The 18037-nt window shown below is 70.5% G+C and carries 17 protein-coding genes; 9 read left to right on the top strand and 8 right to left on the bottom strand.

Features of this window, described 5'->3' with window-relative positions; translation table 11 throughout:
* Positions 1 to 4: 4 nt before the first annotated feature.
* Genes araA through BJ998_RS40610 form a run of 5 tightly spaced genes read left to right on the top strand, consistent with a single transcriptional unit; the run spans position 5 to position 5821 of the window.
* Entirely contained in the window at positions 5 to 1531 is a 1527-nt protein-coding gene (gene araA / locus BJ998_RS40630; RefSeq protein ID WP_246489995.1) for an L-arabinose isomerase, read from the top strand.
* Positions 1532 to 1540: 9 nt separating this feature from the next.
* A complete protein-coding gene (gene chvE / locus BJ998_RS40625; RefSeq protein WP_184869452.1) occupies positions 1541 to 2671 on the top strand; it encodes a multiple monosaccharide ABC transporter substrate-binding protein in 1131 nt (376 codons plus the stop codon).
* Positions 2672 to 2676: 5 nt separating this feature from the next.
* The gene (gene mmsA, locus BJ998_RS40620) at positions 2677 to 4215 is read left to right on the top strand and encodes a multiple monosaccharide ABC transporter ATP-binding protein (protein WP_184869451.1); all 1539 of its coding nucleotides are present in this window, start codon (positions 2677 to 2679) and stop codon (positions 4213 to 4215) included.
* Positions 4212 to 5429, top strand: coding sequence for a multiple monosaccharide ABC transporter permease (mmsB, locus tag BJ998_RS40615; RefSeq protein WP_184869450.1), 1218 nt, complete (start codon positions 4212 to 4214; stop codon positions 5427 to 5429). Before mmsA ends, mmsB begins: the two co-directional genes overlap by 4 nt.
* Before the next feature lie 35 nt (positions 5430 to 5464).
* Complete coding sequence (locus tag BJ998_RS40610) at positions 5465 to 5821, top strand: hypothetical protein (protein ID WP_184869449.1); 357 nt, start codon at positions 5465 to 5467, stop codon at positions 5819 to 5821.
* A gap of 2 nt (positions 5822 to 5823) precedes the next feature.
* Here the strand turns inward: BJ998_RS40610 and BJ998_RS40605 are convergent, their stop codons facing one another.
* A complete protein-coding gene (locus tag BJ998_RS40605) occupies positions 5824 to 7326 on the bottom strand; it encodes a carboxylesterase/lipase family protein (protein ID WP_184869448.1) in 1503 nt (500 codons plus the stop codon).
* Positions 7327 to 7439: 113 nt separating this feature from the next.
* Between BJ998_RS40605 and BJ998_RS40600 the strand changes: the two genes are divergently transcribed.
* Both BJ998_RS40600 and BJ998_RS40595 read left to right on the top strand, forming a co-directional pair.
* Complete coding sequence (locus BJ998_RS40600; protein WP_184869447.1) at positions 7440 to 7805, top strand: YciI family protein; 366 nt, start codon at positions 7440 to 7442, stop codon at positions 7803 to 7805.
* Positions 7802 to 9004, top strand: coding sequence for an RNA polymerase sigma factor (locus tag BJ998_RS40595; protein ID WP_184869446.1), 1203 nt, complete (start codon positions 7802 to 7804; stop codon positions 9002 to 9004). Before BJ998_RS40600 ends, BJ998_RS40595 begins: the two co-directional genes overlap by 4 nt.
* On the opposite strand, the gene BJ998_RS40590 is transcribed toward BJ998_RS40595, so the two are convergent.
* Positions 9005 to 9580, bottom strand: coding sequence for a TIGR03086 family metal-binding protein (locus BJ998_RS40590; protein ID WP_184869445.1), 576 nt, complete (start codon positions 9578 to 9580; stop codon positions 9005 to 9007).
* 124 nt (positions 9581 to 9704) lie between these two features.
* Between BJ998_RS40590 and BJ998_RS40585 the strand changes: the two genes are divergently transcribed.
* Positions 9705 to 10418, top strand: a complete 714-nt coding sequence (locus tag BJ998_RS40585) for a 2OG-Fe(II) oxygenase (RefSeq protein ID WP_184869444.1) — start codon at positions 9705 to 9707, stop codon at positions 10416 to 10418.
* Positions 10419 to 10420: 2 nt separating this feature from the next.
* On the opposite strand, the gene BJ998_RS40580 is transcribed toward BJ998_RS40585, so the two are convergent.
* Both BJ998_RS40580 and BJ998_RS46855 read right to left on the bottom strand, forming a co-directional pair.
* On the bottom strand, positions 10421 to 11005 hold the full coding sequence (locus tag BJ998_RS40580; protein ID WP_184869443.1) for a nitroreductase family protein: 585 nt from the start codon (positions 11003 to 11005) through the stop codon (positions 10421 to 10423).
* A gap of 42 nt (positions 11006 to 11047) precedes the next feature.
* Positions 11048 to 11839 (bottom strand): nuclear transport factor 2 family protein, encoded by a 792-nt coding sequence (locus tag BJ998_RS46855; RefSeq protein ID WP_221339545.1) that lies wholly within the window; start codon positions 11837 to 11839, stop codon positions 11048 to 11050.
* A 62-nt stretch (positions 11840 to 11901) separates the two neighbouring features.
* On the opposite strand from BJ998_RS46855, the gene BJ998_RS40565 reads away from it, so the two are divergent.
* Positions 11902 to 12477, top strand: a complete 576-nt coding sequence (locus BJ998_RS40565) for a TetR/AcrR family transcriptional regulator (protein ID WP_312890625.1) — start codon at positions 11902 to 11904, stop codon at positions 12475 to 12477.
* Between the two features lie 24 nt (positions 12478 to 12501).
* Here the strand turns inward: BJ998_RS40565 and BJ998_RS40560 are convergent, their stop codons facing one another.
* The 4 genes from BJ998_RS40560 to BJ998_RS40545 form a co-directional block, all read right to left on the bottom strand.
* Positions 12502 to 12729 (bottom strand): hypothetical protein, encoded by a 228-nt coding sequence (locus BJ998_RS40560; protein WP_184869442.1) that lies wholly within the window; start codon positions 12727 to 12729, stop codon positions 12502 to 12504.
* A gap of 103 nt (positions 12730 to 12832) precedes the next feature.
* Entirely contained in the window at positions 12833 to 15613 is a 2781-nt protein-coding gene (locus BJ998_RS40555) for an AfsR/SARP family transcriptional regulator (protein WP_184869441.1), read from the bottom strand.
* A gap of 128 nt (positions 15614 to 15741) precedes the next feature.
* The gene (locus BJ998_RS40550) at positions 15742 to 16467 is read right to left on the bottom strand and encodes a DUF2306 domain-containing protein (RefSeq protein ID WP_184869440.1); all 726 of its coding nucleotides are present in this window, start codon (positions 16465 to 16467) and stop codon (positions 15742 to 15744) included.
* A 142-nt stretch (positions 16468 to 16609) separates the two neighbouring features.
* Entirely contained in the window at positions 16610 to 17833 is a 1224-nt protein-coding gene (locus tag BJ998_RS40545) for a branched-chain amino acid ABC transporter substrate-binding protein (RefSeq protein ID WP_184869439.1), read from the bottom strand.
* Between the last annotated feature and the right edge of the window lie 204 nt (positions 17834 to 18037).

Below are 18037 nucleotides of genomic sequence, written 5' to 3'. Positions count from 1 at the left end.
CCCCATGACGAAGACATCCCAGGAGATCGCGGCCATGAGTGCCAGCAAACCCAAGCTGTGGTTCCTCACCGGCAGCCAGCACCTCTACGGCGAACAGACGCTGCGCCAGGTCGCCGGCCAGTCCGAGCAGGTGCAGCAGCTGCTCACCGCGTCCGGCCGGATCCCGGCGGAGATCGTCGGCAAGCCGGTGCTCACCGACGCCGCCGCGATCCGCCGGATGATGGTGGAGGCCAACGGGGATCCCGACTGCGTCGGCGTGATCGCGTGGATGCACACGTTCTCGCCGGCCAAGATGTGGATCACCGGCCTGGACGCGCTGCGCAAGCCGCTGCTGCACCTGCACACCCAGCTCAACCGGGAGCTGCCGTGGGCGACCATCGACATGGACTTCATGAACCTCAACCAGGCCGCGCACGGCGACCGGGAGTTCGGGTTCGTGCAGACGCGCCTGGGCGTGGCCCGCAAGACCGTCGCCGGGCACGCCACCGACGCCCGGCTGCTCGGCCGGGTCGAGGACTGGACGCGGGCCGCGATCGGCCTGGCGCACCTGCGCTCCCTGCGGCTGGCCCGGTTCGGCGACAACATGCGGGACGTCGCCGTGACCGAGGGCGACAAGGTCGAGGCCGAGCTGCGGTTCGGCGTCTCGGTCAACACCTACGGCGTCAACGACCTCGTCGAGTACGTGGATTCGGCCTCGGACAGCGCCGTCGACGAGGTGGTGGCCGACTACGTGGCGTCCTACAAGGTGAGCCCCGACCTGACCGGCGACCGGCGCGAGTCCCTGCGCTACGCCGCCCGCATCGAGGTCGGCTTGCGGCAGTTCCTGTCCGAGGGCGGCTTCGGCGCGTTCACCACCAACTTCGAGGACCTCGGCGGGCTGCGGCAGCTGCCGGGCATCGCGGTGCAGCGGCTGATGGCCGACGGCTACGGCTTCGGCGGCGAGGGCGACTGGAAGACCGCGACGCTGCTGGCGGCGATCAAGGCGATGGGCCGCGGCACCGGGCTCGGCTCGTCGTTCATGGAGGACTACACCTACCACTTCGGGCCGGGGGAGCCGAAGATCCTCGGTGCGCACATGCTGGAGGTCTGCCCGACCATCGCCGCCGACCGCCCGTCGTGCGAGATCCACCCGCTGGGGATCGGCGGCCGCGAGGACCCGGTGCGGCTGGTGTTCGACGCCGCGGCCGGACCGGCGGTGGTGATCGGCCTCGTCGACATCGGCGACCGCTTCCGCTTCGTGGCCAACGAGGTCGAGGTGGTGGCGCCCGACGAGCCGCTGCCGAACCTGCCGGTCGCCCGCGCGGTCTGGCGGCCCGCGCCGTCACTGGCCGAGTCGGCCGAGGCGTGGCTCATGGCCGGCGGCCCGCACCACACCGTGCTGACCCAGGCCGTGGGCGCGGACACGTTGCGGGACTTCGGCCACATGCTCAACACCGAACTGCTGGTCATCGACCAGAACACCACCGGCCCCGACTTCGGCGACCGCGTCCGCTGGAACCAGGCCTACTACCGGCTCGCACAGGGATTCTGAGGAGTGAACATGGGATTTCCCCGTTGGGCGGCGGTCGGCGTCGCCCTCACGCTGGGCGCGGCGCTGACCGCGTGCGGTTCCGCCGTCAAGACCGTCGACCAGGCCCCGACGCCCGGCTCCAACGCCGGCGCGCTGGTCGGCGTGACCATGCCGACCAAGTCGTCCGAGCGCTGGATCCACGACGGCGACAACATCAAGAGCGCGCTGGAGAAGCTCGGCTACAAGGTCGACCTGCAGTACGCCGAGAACGACATCCCGACGCAGGCCAACCAGATCGAGAACCAGATCACCAAGGGCGCCAAGGCGCTGATCGTCGCCTCCATCGACGGCACCGCGCTGACCACCCAGCTGCAGGACGCCGCCGACCGGCACATCCCGGTGATCTCCTACGACCGGCTGCTGCTCAACACGCCGAACGTGGACTACTACGCCACCTTCGACAACTTCCAGGTCGGCGTGGAGCAGGCCACCTCGCTGCTGACCGGGCTGAAGCTGAAGAAGGCCGACGGCAGCGACGACCCGAGCGTGACGGGGCCGTTCAACATCGAGCTGTTCGCCGGGTCCCCCGACGACAACAACTCCTCGTACTTCTTCAACGGCGCGATGTCCGTGCTCAAGCCGTACCTGGACAAGGGCACGCTGGTGGTCAAGAGCGGCCAGACCGACTTCGGCCCGTGTGCCATCCTGCGCTGGGACCCGGCGACGGCGCAGCGGCGGATGGAGGACCTGCTCACCAAGACCTACAACGCCACCACCAAGGTCGCCGGCGTGCTCTCGCCGTACGACGGGCTGTCCATCGGCATCCTGTCCGCGCTCAAGAGCAACGGCTACGGCACCGCCGGCCAGCCCTACCCGGTGGTCACGGGCCAGGACGCCGAGGTGGCGTCGGTGAAGTCGATCATCGCGGGCGAGCAGTACTCCACGATCTTCAAGGACACCCGCCAGCTGGCCAAGACCGCCGTCGACATGGCGCAGGCGGTGCTGACCGGTGGCAAGCCGCCGGTGAACAACACCAAGGACTACAACAATCACAACAAGGTCGTGCCGTCCTACCTGCTCCAGCCGGTGATCGTCACCAAGGACAACTACCAGAAGGCGCTCGTGGACTCCGGCTACTACACCGCCTCCCAGCTGAAGTAATCGCCATGACCGAGTTCATCCTGACCATGGACGGGATCGGCAAGTCGTTCCCGGGCGTGCGGGCGCTGGCCGACGTGAGCCTGGCCGTGCGCCGCGGCGAGATCCACGCGATCTGCGGCGAGAACGGCGCCGGCAAGTCCACGCTGATGAAGGTGCTCTCCGGCGTGTACCCGCACGGGTCCTACGACGGTGAGATCACCTTCGACGGGCAGCGCTGCGAGTTCGGCGGCATCCGGGACAGCGAGCACCGCGGCATCGTGATCATCCACCAGGAACTGGCGCTGTGCCCGCAGCTGTCGATCGCCGAGAACATCTTCCTCGGCAACGAGCAGGCCGCCGGCGGGCTGATCGACTGGAACCGCACCAACGCCCGGGCGGCCGAGCTGCTGGACCGGGTGGGGCTGCGGGAGCCGGCGGTCACGCCGGTCGGCGAGCTCGGCGTGGGCAAGCAGCAGCTGGTGGAGATCGCCAAGGCGCTGTCCAAGGAGGTCAAGCTGCTGATCCTGGACGAGCCGACCGCGGCGCTGGGCGCGGACGACTCCGCGCACCTGCTCGACCTGCTGCGGGGGCTGCGCGCGGACGGGGTGACCTCGGTGATCGTCTCGCACAAGCTCAACGAGATCATGGCCATCGCGGACTCGATCACCATCCTGCGGGACGGCCGGACGATCGAGACCATGGACGTGCGCACCGACAACGTCACCGAGGACCGGATCATCGCCGGCATGGTCGGCCGCGACCTGGAACACCGCTTCCCGCCGCACGAACCGAAGATCGGCACGGAGGCGCTGCGCATCGAGGACTGGACGGTGCACAGCCCGACCCGGCACGACCACGTGGTGGTGGACCGGGCCAACCTGGTGCTGCGGCGCGGCGAGATCGTGGGTCTGGCCGGCCTGATGGGGGCCGGTCGGACGGAGCTCGCGATGAGCGTGTTCGGCCGGTCCTACGGCCGCAACATCTCCGGCCGCCTGGTCAAGGACGGGAAACCCATCGAGGTCCGGTCGGTGCGGGAGGCCATCGCCAACGGCATCGCCTACGTCACCGAGGACCGCAAGCGCTACGGCCTCAACCTGATCGAGGACGTCAAGCGCAACATCTCCGCGGCGGGCCTGTCCCGGCTGGCCCGCCGCGGCTGGGTCAACGAGAACGAGGAGTACCGCGTCGCCGGCCGGTTCCGGCGCAGCATGAACATCAAGGTGCCCACCGTGAGCACGGCGGTGGGCACGCTGTCCGGCGGCAACCAGCAGAAGGTCGTGCTGTCCAAGTGGATCTTCACGGATCCGGACGTGCTGATCCTCGACGAGCCGACCCGCGGCATCGACGTCGGCGCCAAGTACGAGATCTACTCGATCATCAACCGGCTGGCCGACGAGGGCAAGGCCGTGCTGGTCATCTCCTCGGAGCTGCCCGAGCTGATCGGCCTGTGCGACCGGGTCTACACGCTGGCGGCCGGCCGGATCACCGGCGAGGTGAGCCGCGCGCAGGCCACCCAGGAACGCCTGATGCAGCACATGACCAGGAACCAGGAGCAGCACCCATGAGCAGCACCGTCGAGGCGGAGCGGATCTCCGGCAAGATCGACCGAGCGCCGCGCAGGTTCTCGTTCAACCCGCGGCAGAGCGGCATCTACGTGGCGTTCGTGCTGATCGTCGTGCTGTTCACGGTGCTCACCGGCGGCACGATGCTGCAGCCGGAGAACATCTCCAACATCATCGTGCAGAACTCGTACGTGCTGATCCTGGCGATCGGCATGATCCTGATCATCATCGCCGGGCACATCGACCTGTCGGCCGGCTCGGTGGTCGCGGTGACCGGCGCGGTGTCCGCGGTGCTGATGGTCAACCTGCACGTGCCGTGGCTGCTGGCGCTGCTGATCACGCTGGTGGTCGGGGCGGTGATCGGGGCCTGGCAGGGCTACTGGATCGCGTACTTCGGCATCCCGGCGTTCATCGTGACGCTGGCCGGCATGCTGGTGTTCCGCGCCCTCACCCTGACCGTGCTGGGAAACCAGGGCATCGGCCCGTTCCCGGACCCGATCCGCACCCTGTCCAACGGCTTCACCGACGGCTACCTGGGCAACATCGGCCTCGGCCCGCTCGGCGGCGCGGACCTGGTGAGCCTGCTGGTGGGTGTGCTCGTGGTCGCCGGGATCGCCCTCTCGCAGTGGCGGGCCCGGCGGGGACGGCTGCAGTACCGACAGGAGGTCGACCCGCTGCCGGTGTTCCTGCTCAAGATCGGCGGCGCCGGGGTCGTGGTGCTGGCGGTGGTGGTGCAGCTGGCGCGGTTCAAGAACATCCCGTGGGTGCTGGTGCTGCTGGCCGCGCTGGTGCTGTTCTACTCGCTGCTGACCACGCGGGCGGTGTTCGGCCGGCGCATCTACGCCATCGGCGGCAACCTGCAGGCCGCCACGCTGTCCGGCGTCAAGGTGAAGTCGGTGGTGTTCTGGATCTTCGTCAACATGGGCGTGCTGTCGGCGCTGGCCGGGGTGATCTTCGCCGGCCGGCTCAACCAGGCCGGGCCGACCGCGGGCACCTCGTTCGAGCTGGACGCCATCGCGGCGGCCTTCATCGGTGGCGCGGCGGTGCAGGGCGGTGTGGGCAAGGTGGTCGGCGCGATCACCGGCGGCCTGATCATGGCCGTGATCAACAACGGCATGTCGCTCATCGGCGCGCCCAGCGAGCAGGTGATGCTGGTGAAGGGGCTGGTGCTGCTCGCGGCGGTGGCCTACGACATCTGGACGAAGCGACAGCGCTGACGGGGCGTTGCCCCCGTGGTGCGAAACTGACCGGTGTGGACTACACGTACTGCAAGGTCTTCCTGAAGGGCCCGGCGCCGGCGAAGCTGCCGTCGGCGCCGGGCGTGGACGTGGAGAAGCGGTCCAATCAGAACGCGACCGGTCCGTGGGCGCAGCAGTGGCGCCGCGAGCGCTCGGCCGTCGAGTACGTGGATCCCGACGACGACTTCCTGCTCTGGCCGACCATCGTCGAGCTCTACGCCGACGAGGAGCCGGCCCAGCGGGCCATCGTGCGGGTGACGGCCGAGCTGCTGCGGCGGTCGTGGGACGCCGGGGTGCCGGCGGTCGCGGCGTGCGACTTCGAGGACGAGCTGCCGTGGTCCGGGGGCGTCGACCGGCTGGCGAAGCGCTGAGGTCAGCCGCCCTGGCGGGCCAGGCCGTTCCAGAAGTCGCACTGGTGCTCGGTGCCGAGGTCGACGGTCATGGACCGGCCCGGTGCGAAGGCCGGCACGATCCGGTCGCCCGGGTGGAATCGGGGCCAGGTCGGCAGGCCCGGCCCGTTCGGGTCGCCGGTCCACGCGAACCGTGACCAGTAGCCGATCATGCGGTCGGCCAGGGCCTGCTGCGCCGGGGAAAGCGTGCCGCCGAACAGGTATTGCAGTTCGGAGCCGTGGTAAGCGCCGAGCGGGTAGAGCGGATACGGGTCCCCCGGGGCGGTTTCGTCGGCGAACTCGTCGGCGTAGGTGGGCACGAATCCCGAGGCGAACTGGTCGGTGGCCAGCGACGTGCAGCTGAAGAACCAGTCGGTGGTCGAGCGGGCGAACGCGAGCGTGGGGTTGTCGCCGCCGGGGTAGTGGGCGAGAACCTGGGCGGCGTCGGCCTTGAAGACAGTGGCCTGCAGCTGCTCGTACTGCTGCTCGGTGATGCCGTTCGGGTACTGCTGGGCGATCAGGATCGTCGACTCGTCGCGATTGCTGCTGACCAGCAACGGAACCCGGTTGAACTGTCCATTGTAGAACGCGACCGCCGGCTTGACCGGGATGACGGAGCCGCCCCACACCGGATGCCAGCTGTAGGTCGGGCTGTACGGAATCGCGTTCGCGGCGGCCAACAGCTGCTCGGGGGTCTTGCCGCGCAAGCAATCCAGATCGGTGCAGCCGAGTTGGGTCGCCAGCGCGGCACCGTTGCGCTCGGCGATGGTCTTGTCGGGTTGCGGCGCCACGCAACCGCCGCTTTCGGTGATGGCCCGCTCGAACAGGCCGGCCGCGCCGGGGGAGGCCAGGTTCATGCAGACGCTGGCGCCGCCGGCCGACTGGCCGAACAGTGTGACGTTGCCCGGGTCGCCGCCGAAGGCGGCCGCGTTCGCCTTGACCCAGCGCAGCGCCGCCTGCTGGTCCTGGATGCCGTAGTCGCCGGACTGGTCGCCGGATTCGGCGTCCAGCGCGGGATGGGCGAGGAAGCCGAGGACCCCGAGCCGGTAGTTGATCGTCACGACGATCGCGTGCGCCTTGTCGGCGAAGCTGCGGGCGTCGATGTCGGTACCCGCGCCGGCGATGAAGCTGCCGCCGTGGATCCACACCATCACGGGCAGGCGGCCGGTGTCGTGCCGGGGCGTGGTGACGTCGAGATAGAGGCAGTCCTCGTCGGTCCGGGGCTCGCCGGGCGCTTGCGGGCAGGCGTTGCCGGGTTTCGTGGCGTCTCTCGGCTGCGTCCACGGCTGGACCGGGGCCGGTGGCCGCCACCGTAACGCGCCGACCGGCGGCGCCGCGTAGGGGATTCCTTGGAACGAGCGGTAATCCGCGCCGACCGTGCCGTGGACGGGGCCGTCGGTGGTGGTGACCAGCGCCGGATCGGCCGGGCACGGCGTTGCTCCGGTGAGCAGGGCCGTCAGCACGGAGAGGGCGAGTAGCTTCGGCATGGTTAGTACGCTAGTGCGTACTAACGGACGGTCACCACCGAATTTCCGCGGCGCTGTCGAGATACGGTCGGCTCGTTCGTCATCCTGGGAGACCGACCGGGAGTGGAGGACCTGTGCAGTACATGCTGCTGATCTACAACTGCGTGCGGCCCGAGCCGGGCGACCCCGAGTTCCCCGAGGCCCTGGCCCGGGTGAACGCCTTCGCCGAGGAGTGCCGGCGGCGCGGCGTGTTCGTCTCCGGGCATCCGCTGCAGCGCGAGCACACGGCCACCACGGTGAGCGTCCGCGACGGCAAGACGCTGATCACCGACGGTCCGTTCGCCGAGACCCACGAGCACCTCGGCGGCGCCTACGTGCTCGACTGCCGTGACCTGGACGAGGCGTTGGAGCTGGCCGCGCTGTGCCCGATGGCCGAACAGGGCTCGATCGAGGTGCGGCCGATCGTCGCCGTGCCGGGCCTGGACCACCGGCCGGAATGACCGCCGGGACCGTCCTGCAGCAGGTCTACCGGGAGCACCGGGCCCGGATGCTGGCTGCCCTGATCCGCGTGCTGGGCGACTTCGAACTCGCCGAGGACGCACTGCAGGACGCCTGCGCCGCGGCGCTGGGCAAGTGGGGCGACGCGGCGCCGGACGACCCCGTGGCCTGGCTGCTGACCACGGCCCGCAACAGCGCGATCGACCGGCTGCGGCGGGCCCGGCTCGGCCGGGAGAAGCTCGCCCAGCTGGGTGAACGTCCCGAGGCGGTGACGGGCATGGGCACGGACAGTCTTCTCGCGGTGGGTGACGAGCGGCTGAGCCTGGTCTTCACCTGCTGCCACCCGGCGCTGGCCGAGGACGCGCGGGTGGCGCTGACCCTGCAGGCCGTCGCCGGGCTGACCGCCGGCCAGATCGCGCGGATGTTCCTGGTCAGCGAGGCGACCCTGGCGCAGCGGCTGGTGCGGGCCAAGCGGAAGATCCGCGACGCCGGCATCAGTCTGCGGGTCCCCGCCGACCACCTGCTGCCGGAGCGGCTCTCCGGCGTGCTGGCGGTGGTGTACCTGATCTTCACCCAGGGCTACACCACCGCCCACGACCAGCTCCGCGCCGAAGCCGTTCGGCTCGGCAAGCTCGTCGCCACGCTGATGCCGGACGAGCCCGAGGCCCTCGGCCTGGTCGCGTTGCTGCTGCTGCACGACTCGCGCAGCGCCGCCCGCTTCGACGCCGATGGTGACGTCGTCCTGTTGGAGGATCAGGACCGGTCCCGTTGGGACGGCGCCGAGATCGCCGAAGCCGTCGGGGTCCTCGATCGGGCGCTCCGCCTGGGCCGGCCGGGACCGTACCAACTGCAGGCCGCGATCGCGGCGCTGCACGCCCAGGCCGCGTCGCCCGACCGGACGGACTGGTCGGGCATCGCCGGCGTCTACGCCCAGCTGCTGGCGATCTCCCCGTCGCCGGTGGTGGCGTTGAATCACGCGGTCGCCGTGGCCATGGCTACGACCTTTGACGAGGGCTTGGCGTTGATCGACCAGATCGCCGGTCTCGACCGCTACCACCTATGGCACGCCGCCCGGGCCGATCTGCTGCGGCGGCTCGGGCGTCGGGAGGAAGCGGTGGCGGCGTACCGGCGAGCCCACGAGCTCGCCACGAGCCCGGCCGACCGGCGATTCCTCGCCGGCCGGCTGCGCGACCTCGACTGACTACGCCGTGACCGTCCGCCCGAGGAAGGCCAGCAGTCGCGTCTGCTCGTCGGCGTCGTCGGGCGGCGCGAGCTCCGGACCGAAGAAGCCCGGCCGGCGGATCACGTTCGCCCGCGACCACTCGAACGCCGCCGACACCACCGCCGGATCCAGCACCACCTTCTCGCCGAGCGCGTGGGCGATGTCCCAGGTGTGCGTGGCGGTGTCGGTGAGCAGCAACGTCACCACCGCCACCAGCGGAATCTCGCCGACGCCCGGCAGCGCGACCGTCTTGGCCAGCGCCTCCCCGGTCAGCGTCGCCGTCGCCTCCTCCCGCGCCTCCCGCCACAGCTTGAGCGGGTCGCCCTCGGCCAGCACCGCGGGACGGGGTGACCCGGGCGCGCCCGCGTGGTCGGCGTACTCCTCGCCGGTCGCCCACGCCCGCAGCTGGCGCTGGGCCCAGATCACGTGCCCGGCGACGTCCCGCACCGACCAGTCCGGGCAGGTCGACGGGGTTTCCCACTGGTCGGGGCCGACGCCGGCCAGCACCGCGTCGAACCCGTCCTGGGCCCGTCCGTACAGCTCCATCACGTTCATCGTCGATCCCTTTCTCGGCTACTGGGTGACCCAAGGACGAACGGCGACGGCCGAACTGGACACCCCGGAACGCGATGGCCGATTTCCGCCGGTCCGCGTCGCGGGCGGCGGGCAGACTCGGGGCATGGGCAAGTACGAGAAGCGCGTCGCCGCGGCGGACTGGGCGGCGGCGACCGCCGAACTCGACGACTACGGCTGCGCGCTGCTGCCGCGGCTGCTCACCCCGGCCGAGTGCGCGAGGATCATCGCGTTGTGGCAGGCCCCGGAGCGCTTTCGTGCGGAGGTGAACCTGCGGCGGCACCGGTTCGGCGACAACGGCGACTACCGCTACTTCGCCGAGCCGTTCCCCGACGCCGTCCAGGAGTTGCGGCAGGCGCTGTACCCGCGGCTGCTGCCCATCGCGCGGGACTGGTACGCGCGGCTGGGCCGTGACGCCGAATGGCCGGACACGCTGGACGAGTGGCTGCGGGTCTGCCACGACGCCGGGCAGACCCGGCCGACGCCGATCCTGCTGCGCTACGAGACCGGCGGCTGGAACGCGCTGCACCGGGATCTGTACGGGGACAAGGTGTTCCCGCTGCAGGTCGTGATCAACCTCGACGCGCCCGGCGAGGACCACACCGGCGGCGAGTTCCTGCTGGTCGAGCAGCGGCCGCGGGCCCAGTCGCGCGGTACCGCCACGCTCATCCCCCAAGGACACGGCCTGGTGTTCACCACCCGCGACCGCCCGGTGCGGTCGTCACGCGGCTGGTCGGCCTCGCCGGTACGGCACGGCGTGTCGGCGGTCCGCTCCGGCCACCGACACACCCTGGGGCTGGTCTTCCACGACGCCGCGTGACGTCACCACTGTCCGTAGTGGACGGTCTCGGTCTGCGGCTTGCGCTTGCGCGTGTTCGGCGAGGCCCCCTCGGAGACCTTGGCGTCGGCGTCGTGACCGATGGCGATCGCGCCGATCGGCTCGTGGCTCGCCGGCACCCCGAATTCCGTGCGCAGCCGGTCGAAGTCCTCCCGGCCGATGCCGAAGTACACGGCGCCGAGGCCCTCGTCCACCACGGTCTGCAGGATCAGCAGCACCGCCATGCCGGTGTCGATGTACCAGAACGGCACCGGCCAGTGGTCCTCACTGCGGTCCGTCCAGCCCTTGTCCTCCTGGGCGTACCGGTCGAGATAGACGTCCTTGACGGCGAACGGGATCACCACCACCGGCGCCGCCTTGGCCGTCTCCGACGTCCAGAGCTGGACCACGTCGCTGAACCGCTTGACGTCGTCGCCCTGCAGCACCAGAAACGCCTGGCCCTGCGAGAATCCGGCCGACGGCCCGCGCAGCGCGTTGCTCATGATCCGGCGGATGCTCTCCTCGGCCACCGGCTCGTCGGTGAACTTGCGCACCATGCGCCGGCGCCGCACGACGTCCTGGAATTCCATCGTTCCCCCCCGAGGATCAGTTGCTGCCGGCGATCGTACCCGTCACAGCTCCCGTCCCAGGGCGGCCGCGGCCGCCAGGACGTTGACGTAGTCGCGCAGATGCGCGATCTGCCCGTTGCGGGCGGTCAGCACGACCATGTTGGGCAGCGTGAACTCTCCGGCGGCCGCGCTGGTGCCGATGGCCTCCTGCTCGACGACGATCGTGTTGGGGTCGTCGGTGTTGTGGATGGCCAGGGTGCGGTAGCGGTCGTACTTGAACGCAGTGGACTGCCACACCGCGGTCGTCCAGCGCACGATCTCGTCCCGGCCTTCCAGTCGGGACGGCAGATCCGGCCGGGTGAACGGGAATTCGTGGACCGCGTCGACCGCGTACAGCGCGCTCATGTCCTCGACGGACTGGTCGATGGCGGCCCGGCGGAAGCGGTCCAGCACCTCGCGCGGGCCGGCCTTTCGCCTCGCGACCACCTTGCGGTGGCTGATCCGCCAGCCGTCGGGCCGGCGCGTGACGACGTCCTCGTAGGTGACGCTGCCGGCGGTTCCGTCGGCCTTGATGCCGATGCCCTTGGAGCGGACGCGGGCGGCGTGGTCGTCGATCGAGGTGATCACGATGTTGGTGACGTGATGTCCGACCGGGTTGGCGTCGCCCAGTGCTTCCGCGGCCTCCCGCAGCGCCTCGATCCCGTGCAGCGAGCCGAGGCCGAAGTCGGTCACGTCGTAGGTGACGTCCGGGGTGAACAGCTCGCCGGCGCGGTGCAGCTCGCCCGCGTCGGTGAGATGGCCGTGCCGGTTGATCAGGTCGTTGATGTCGATCCGGTCTTGCTCGGTCAATGCCATGAATGGCCCCCCACACGGCTAAGGTGAGACGTGGTCCGGATAGCTGGGCACGGTAACGGACCGTGTCCCCGGTTAGCAAGGGTGTGGTGCCGATGCGGGCGGATGCCCGGCGCAACTACGAGCGGCTGCTGGCGGAGGCGCGCGTCGCGTTCGCCGAGTTCGGGGTGGACGCCTCGCTGGACGAGATCGCCCGGCGGGCGGGCGTGGCCAGCGGGACGCTGTACCGGCATTTCCCCACGCGGCTGGATCTCATCGAGGCGGTGCTGGCCGGGCAGATCACCGAGCTGGCCGACCTCGGACGCGGGTTGCTGGCGGCCGACGACGCCTTCGACGCGCTGTGGACATGGCTGCGCGCCACCGTCACGCACGCCCTGACGTATCGCGGCCTCGCCGCCGCGGTGATGAACTCCGCGCTCGATCGCGAGAACAACCTCGTGTCGGACCTGCATGCACAGCTGTTCGAGGTAGGGGACGCGTTGCTGACCCGGGCACGTGAATCGGGCGCAGTCGTCGCCGCGGACGCGGTCGACGTGCTGAAGATGGTCGGCGCCATCGCCTGGGCCGCCCCGGATGACTCGGCCCAGGCCGACCGTCTGCTCACGCTCCTGATGAACGGACTGCGCCATGACGGCACTTGACGGCCGAGGACATGGGTTGGTGCCCTAGAAGCCGAACTTGCAGGGTGTTCCGGTCCCGAAGCGGTCCAGGGTCACGCTGTTCACCCGCCACGGGCTGCCGCCGGTGGTGCCGAAGTCCACGGTGACGGAGCTGCCCCGGCACGGGTGCCCGGACTCGCCGGCGGGAACGGTCGCCCGTGGTGCGCCGTCGACGAATCCGGTGAGGAGTGCGGCGCAGGTCAGCGCCGCGGCGGCGAGCTTGCGTTCGGGCATGGTGGCTCCCCTGGATCCGAGCGACCTCACCCCCGCGAGGTCGTCCTGGGGACACTGCTGGGCCGGGTTTGCGCGCCCCTTGCAGACTTCTGCAATGCCCAGGTCAGGAGGCCGGCCGCCGGGGGAGCGTCTGCAGGTGGCGGCGGACCCGGGCGGCGTCCTCGGTGCGTTGCTGCGACTCGTGGAGGGCGGCGGCCTCGGTCCACGCGGCGCGAGCCTCGGCGTACTGGCCGAGGGCGGCGTACGGGTGGCCGATGCCTTCGAGAGTGTCGGCCCGCCCGTGCGTGGAGCCGAAATCGCCGTAGGCGCGCAGCGCCAGGCGGTAGTTCTCGATGGCGGAACGGTGCTGGCCGGTGTGGTGGTCGACGTAGCCCAGGCTGTTGAGGGCGTTGGCCTCGACGGTGGGGGACTGGTGGAGCCGGCTCAGCTCCACGGCCGTCCGGCAGTACTCCCGGGCGTGGTCGTAGTCGCCGAGGAGAGCGGCGCACCAGCCGGTCGAGTTCAGCGCGGTCGCCTCCCACGCCGGGTTCCCGGCGAGCCGGAAGAAGTGCAGGGCCTGCTCGCCGTGGTCACGGCCCTGCCGGAAGTCCCGGCGCACCTCGTCGACTCGGCAGAGCACCAGGTAGGTGTGGCCGAGCTCGGCGTGTGCCTCCTCCTTCTCGGCCAGGGTGACCGCCTCGTGCAGGTGGGTGACCGCCTGGTCGTACCGCTCCAGGGCAGCGCAGGCGTTGGCGATGTTGCGGTGGGTTCGGATCGCGCTCACGGGATCGGCTAGGTGCTCGATCGTGTCAAGCGCGTGCAGCCAGGTCTCGAGGTGATCATGGTGCAGCCCGCGCAGCTGGTGGAAGATGCTCATCGTCCAGGCGAACTGCCAGGCGGCCCGGTGCTGTCCACGGGCAAGGGCGAGTCGTTGGGCGTCGAGCAGGCACTCGTGTTCCGCCTCGAACCACGCCGCCGCCGCCGCGCCGTCGGCCAGCAGTTGCGGGTGGCTGCCCGGTTCGGCCGGGCCGAGCGGACTCGGGGCGCGATGGGGGAACAGGACCAGGTCGCCGGCGTGGGCGGTGCGCAGGTAGAAGTCGAGCACCCGACGCAGGGCTCGTTCGCGGTCGTCCTCGGTGAGTTCGGCCTGCGCACGGGTGACGGCGTAGCGGCGGACCAGGTCGTGCATCCAGAAGCGGTCGTGGTCGTCGCGGCGCACGAGCGACGCGTCTTCCAGCCGCCGCAGGGCGTGTTCGGTCGCGGCGGGGGACAGCCCGGTCAGGTTCGCCGCTGCGGGCAGGGCGATGTCCGGTCCGGGGGCGAGCCCGAGCAGCCCGAACACGGTTCGGTCCACCGGATCGAGGGCCCGCAGCGACCACGACAACACCGCGCCGAGGCTGCCGGCCGGATCCGTGTCGTCCAACGCCGCGAGGCCCGTCGCCTGCAGCTCCGCGACGAACTTGCCCAGCGGGACCGTGTCGGCGACGAGGGCGCGGCCGGCGATGATGGCCAGCGCCAGCGGGAACCCGGTGCAGAACCGGACCAGCTCCAGCGCCGCGTCCCTGTCGGCGTCGATCCGCGCGGGGCCGAGCCGCTCGGTCAGCAGGGCCAACGACTCCGCGTCGCCGAGCACGTCCAGCGACAGATGGCGGGCGCCGTGCCTACTGACCAGGCTGGTCAGGGCCGTGCGGCTGGTGATCACCACCGTGCACGAGCTGCTGCCGGGCAGCAGCGGCGTGACCTGTGCGGCGTCGGCCACGTTGTCGATCACGATGAGCATCCGCTTCCCGGCCACGAGACTGCGGAACATCGCCTCCTGCGCGTGGGCGTCGGCCGGAACCGCCGATCGGGACACGCCCAGCGCGCCGAGGAAACCGCGCAGCGCTACCGCCGGGTCCATACGCGTGTCGTCCGGACCGAAGCCGCGCAGGTCGACGAACAGCTGACCGTCCGGGAACCGGTCGAGGCGGCGGTGCGCCCAATGCAACGCGAGCCACGTCTTGCCGATGCCGCCGGTGCCCGCCAGCGTCGAGATCACCACCGCTCGCCCGGTGTCGAAGACCTCGTCGAGCCGGGCCATGTCCGCTTCTCGGCCGACGAACGGGGCGGGCGGAGCCGGCAGCTGCCGGGGGATGACGGCGATCTCGCCGGCAGCGGGCCTGGACGCGGTCAGGGCGGGGTCGAGGTCGAGGATCTGTCGGTGCAGGCTCTGCAGGGCCGCGCTGGGTTCCGTGCCCAGCTCCTCGATCAACCGGGCCCGCACCAGCTGGTAGTGCCCCAACGCGTCGGCCACCCGGCCGTCGCGGTAGAGCGCCAGCAGGTACTGGGCCGCGATCCGTTCGTTCAGCCGGTGACGCGTGGTCCGCGTCGCCAGCTCGGAGACGAGGCTGCCGCTGTGGCCGAGCCGCAGCATCACGTCCGTCAGGTCGCATTCGGCGGCCAGGAGCTGCTGGCGCAGCCGGTCACGCTCGAAGCTCGCCCAGTCGCCGTCCAGTCCCGCGAGCGGCTCCCCGCGCCACAGCCCGATCGCCTCCGTCAGCGCCGCCGCCGCGTTCTCGTCGTCCATCGACCGCGCCCTGGTCGTGAGCAGCCGGAACCGGTGCACATCGATCAGCGACTCGTCCGCGTTCAGCACGTATCCCGCCGGTCGCCGGACCAGCTCCGCCGCGTCCGTCGCCGCCAGCACTCCGCGCAGCCGTGAGACGTAGCTCGACAGTGTGGCCCGCGCCCGCGGCGGGCACTGCGTTCCCCACACCCGCTCGATCAGCTGATCGGCCGTGACCAGCTGGTTCACGTCCATCGCCAGCGCCGCCAGCACGCACCGCTGCTTCGCGGGCCCGGGGTCGACCGCCTGGCCGTGCACCGCGACGACCACCTCGCCCAACAGCCCGAACTCGGCCGACATGCCCGCCTCCCCAGCGTCCCGCCCGCGTTTCCCCGAACGCGCTCCCAGCCTAGTTCCAGGCGTTCGCGCGGCGGAGGCGTTCGGCGGCGAGGTGATTCAGGCACCAGGCCGGCGCCCACTCCGGCAGGTCATGCAACAACACGCCGCGACTGTGCCACTGTTGTCTGGACGCCGCGACGGCGCTGCAGGTACCACTCCGTGGCCACCATGGTCACCACCAGCCCGAGCCAGGCGCTGCCGCTGGCGATGTCGTGGCCGATGGCGATCTCGTCGCCCTGGTAGGCGGAGCCGGCCGCCTGGGGCACGACGGCCAGCGTCATCACCGGGATGAAGAACCGGGAGGCGAGCGAGGAGAAGGTCAGCGCGTAGTTGCGGATCATCCACCGCCGATGGTCGGCGAACCGACGCCGGCGGGCGGCCCGGTAGCCGGCGATGCCGGTGACGATCCACAACACGTCGAGCGTGATCAGCGCGGCCTGGTTGGCGGCGCCGAAGGGGGCCATCACCGCGACCGGGACGGCCAACACCGAGGACGGGAACACGCCGAGGAAGAAGTAGGCCCGACCGGTCCAGCGGTGCGCCACCGGAAAACGCCGGCGCAGGTACGGCCAGAACTGGGCCAACCCGGCCAGCGTGGCCACCGTCGCCGTGAAGATGTGCGCCACCAGCAACAGGAAATGCACGGTGCCCTGCAACGGAATCCGGCTCGCCGCCGGCACCGGCGGCACGTACGCCGACACCATGTAGACGGTCGTCGCGACCGTGACCACCGACAGCGTGATCAGCGGCCATCGGCGCCGCGGCCGCCGCTCGACCGGGCTGGTGGACGGTTCGGACTGTGTGATCGTGGCCATTGCCTCGCCCCTCGACTGGTGGTTCCGCACTGATCCTGGTGCGACCCGGCCGCCGGGGCACTGGTCGTGAATCCCGTTCGTGGGTGGGGCTAACCCCCCGAACGATTCGCGTGCCCACCGGGGCGGGCACGCGAATCACGGCTCAGCTGGAGGCGTTGCCGGTCTGCACCGGCTTCCACTCGCCGTCGGCGACCTGGTAGACGGTCAGCACCTTGTTGGTGCTGTCGCCGTACTGGTCGAAGGCGACCGGTCCGGTGGCGCCGTTGGCGGAGTAGGAGCCGATGTTCTTGAGCAGCGTCTCCCGCATCGAGTTGCCCCACGTGCCTGCGTCGCCGATCGCCTTGGCCGCGCCGGCGATGATGGCGTTGGCGGCGTCGTAGGCGAAGGCGCCGTAGGCCGCGTACGGGTCCTTGTAGCCCTTGGCGTTGTAGGCCTTGACGAAGTCCTGCGCGCTCTGCAGCTGGTCGGTCGGGGCGCCGACGGAGGTGGCCAGGTCACCCTCCTTGCCGCCGAGCTGGATGAAGTTCTTGTCGAAGATGCCGTCACCGCCCATCACCGGCACGTTCAGACCCAATCCCTGGGCCTGCTTGGACAACGGGCCGGCCACCGGGTACTCGCCGCCGTAGTAGACGGCGTCCGGGGAGAACCGCCTGACCTTGGTCAGCACGCCGGCGAAGTCGGTGTCCTTCTCGCCGACCTGCTCCCTGTCCACGATGGTGGCGCCGTCCTTGGTGGCCTGCTTGGAGAACTCGTCGGCCAGGCCCTTGCCGTAGGTCTTGCCATCGGTGATCAGCGCGATCCGCTTCTTGCCGGCCTTGCGCACCAGGTAGTCGGCCGCGTAGGGGCCCTGGAAGTTGTCGGTGGCGCAGACCCGGAAGTACGTCTCGAACTGCCGCTTGGGCCGGGCCGGGTTGTCGCCCACGGTCAGCGACGGGTTGGTGTTGGCCGGGGAGACCTGGGCGATCTTCTTGCTTGCCAGGATCGGCTGCACGGCCTGGGCGACCGAGGAGTTGTACGTGCCGACCACGCCGAGCACCGTGTCGTCGGCGGCGAGCTTGCTCGCGGCCTGCGCGCCGACCTGCGGCGTGGCCTGGTCGTCCTCGCCGACCACGGCCAGCTTGTAGCCCTTCACCGCGCACTTGGCGTTGGCCTCGTCGACGGCGAGCGCGGTGGCGTTCTGGATGCCGAGGCCGACGGCGGACAGGCTGCCGCTCAGCGGCGCGACCACGCCGACGACCAGGTTTCCCTTGCTGGTGTCGCAGGCGGCGGCGCCGTTGCCGGCCGATTCGACCTTGTTCGTTCCGCACGCGGCCACCAACAGCAGGACGGCAGGCGCCACCGCGAACCTCGCAATGCGAGATGACATCACAAAAACCTTTCACGCACGAAAAGAACGCGTCCCGACAGCCGGAATCCACTGTGGTGATCCGGCGGGCTGTGTCGCAGCGGACGATCTTGCGTCCACGGCGACGCGAGCGTACTTCGGAACGCGCCCGGTGAGCATTGGTCACCTTCGCGGTGGCGCCTTTGTGTGCACGATCGGTCAAACGGGTGAACGGGATCGGCAATT

Source organism: Kutzneria kofuensis (genome assembly GCF_014203355.1).
Taxonomy (GTDB): domain Bacteria; phylum Actinomycetota; class Actinomycetes; order Mycobacteriales; family Pseudonocardiaceae; genus Kutzneria; species Kutzneria kofuensis.
This window is presented reverse-complemented; position numbering and strand designations above follow the sequence as displayed.

Coding starts and splice junctions, on each gene's coding strand:
- BJ998_RS46855 (WP_221339545.1), bottom strand. CDS start 11,839: ATGGCATTGACCGAGCAAGACCGGATCGACATCAACGACCTGATCAAC.
- BJ998_RS40560 (WP_184869442.1), bottom strand. CDS start 12,729: ATGCCCGAACGCAAGCTCGCCGCCGCGGCGCTGACCTGCGCCGCACTC.
- araA (WP_246489995.1), top strand. CDS start 5: ATGACGAAGACATCCCAGGAGATCGCGGCCATGAGTGCCAGCAAACCC.
- BJ998_RS40585 (WP_184869444.1), top strand. CDS start 9,705: ATGGGCAAGTACGAGAAGCGCGTCGCCGCGGCGGACTGGGCGGCGGCG.
- BJ998_RS40550 (WP_184869440.1), bottom strand. CDS start 16,467: ATGGCCACGATCACACAGTCCGAACCGTCCACCAGCCCGGTCGAGCGG.
- mmsA (WP_184869451.1), top strand. CDS start 2,677: ATGACCGAGTTCATCCTGACCATGGACGGGATCGGCAAGTCGTTCCCG.
- BJ998_RS40580 (WP_184869443.1), bottom strand. CDS start 11,005: ATGGAATTCCAGGACGTCGTGCGGCGCCGGCGCATGGTGCGCAAGTTC.
- BJ998_RS40590 (WP_184869445.1), bottom strand. CDS start 9,580: ATGAACGTGATGGAGCTGTACGGACGGGCCCAGGACGGGTTCGACGCG.
- mmsB (WP_184869450.1), top strand. CDS start 4,212: ATGAGCAGCACCGTCGAGGCGGAGCGGATCTCCGGCAAGATCGACCGA.
- BJ998_RS40595 (WP_184869446.1), top strand. CDS start 7,802: ATGACCGCCGGGACCGTCCTGCAGCAGGTCTACCGGGAGCACCGGGCC.
- BJ998_RS40555 (WP_184869441.1), bottom strand. CDS start 15,613: ATGTCGGCCGAGTTCGGGCTGTTGGGCGAGGTGGTCGTCGCGGTGCAC.
- BJ998_RS40545 (WP_184869439.1), bottom strand. CDS start 17,833: ATGTCATCTCGCATTGCGAGGTTCGCGGTGGCGCCTGCCGTCCTGCTG.
- chvE (WP_184869452.1), top strand. CDS start 1,541: ATGGGATTTCCCCGTTGGGCGGCGGTCGGCGTCGCCCTCACGCTGGGC.
- BJ998_RS40605 (WP_184869448.1), bottom strand. CDS start 7,326: ATGCCGAAGCTACTCGCCCTCTCCGTGCTGACGGCCCTGCTCACCGGA.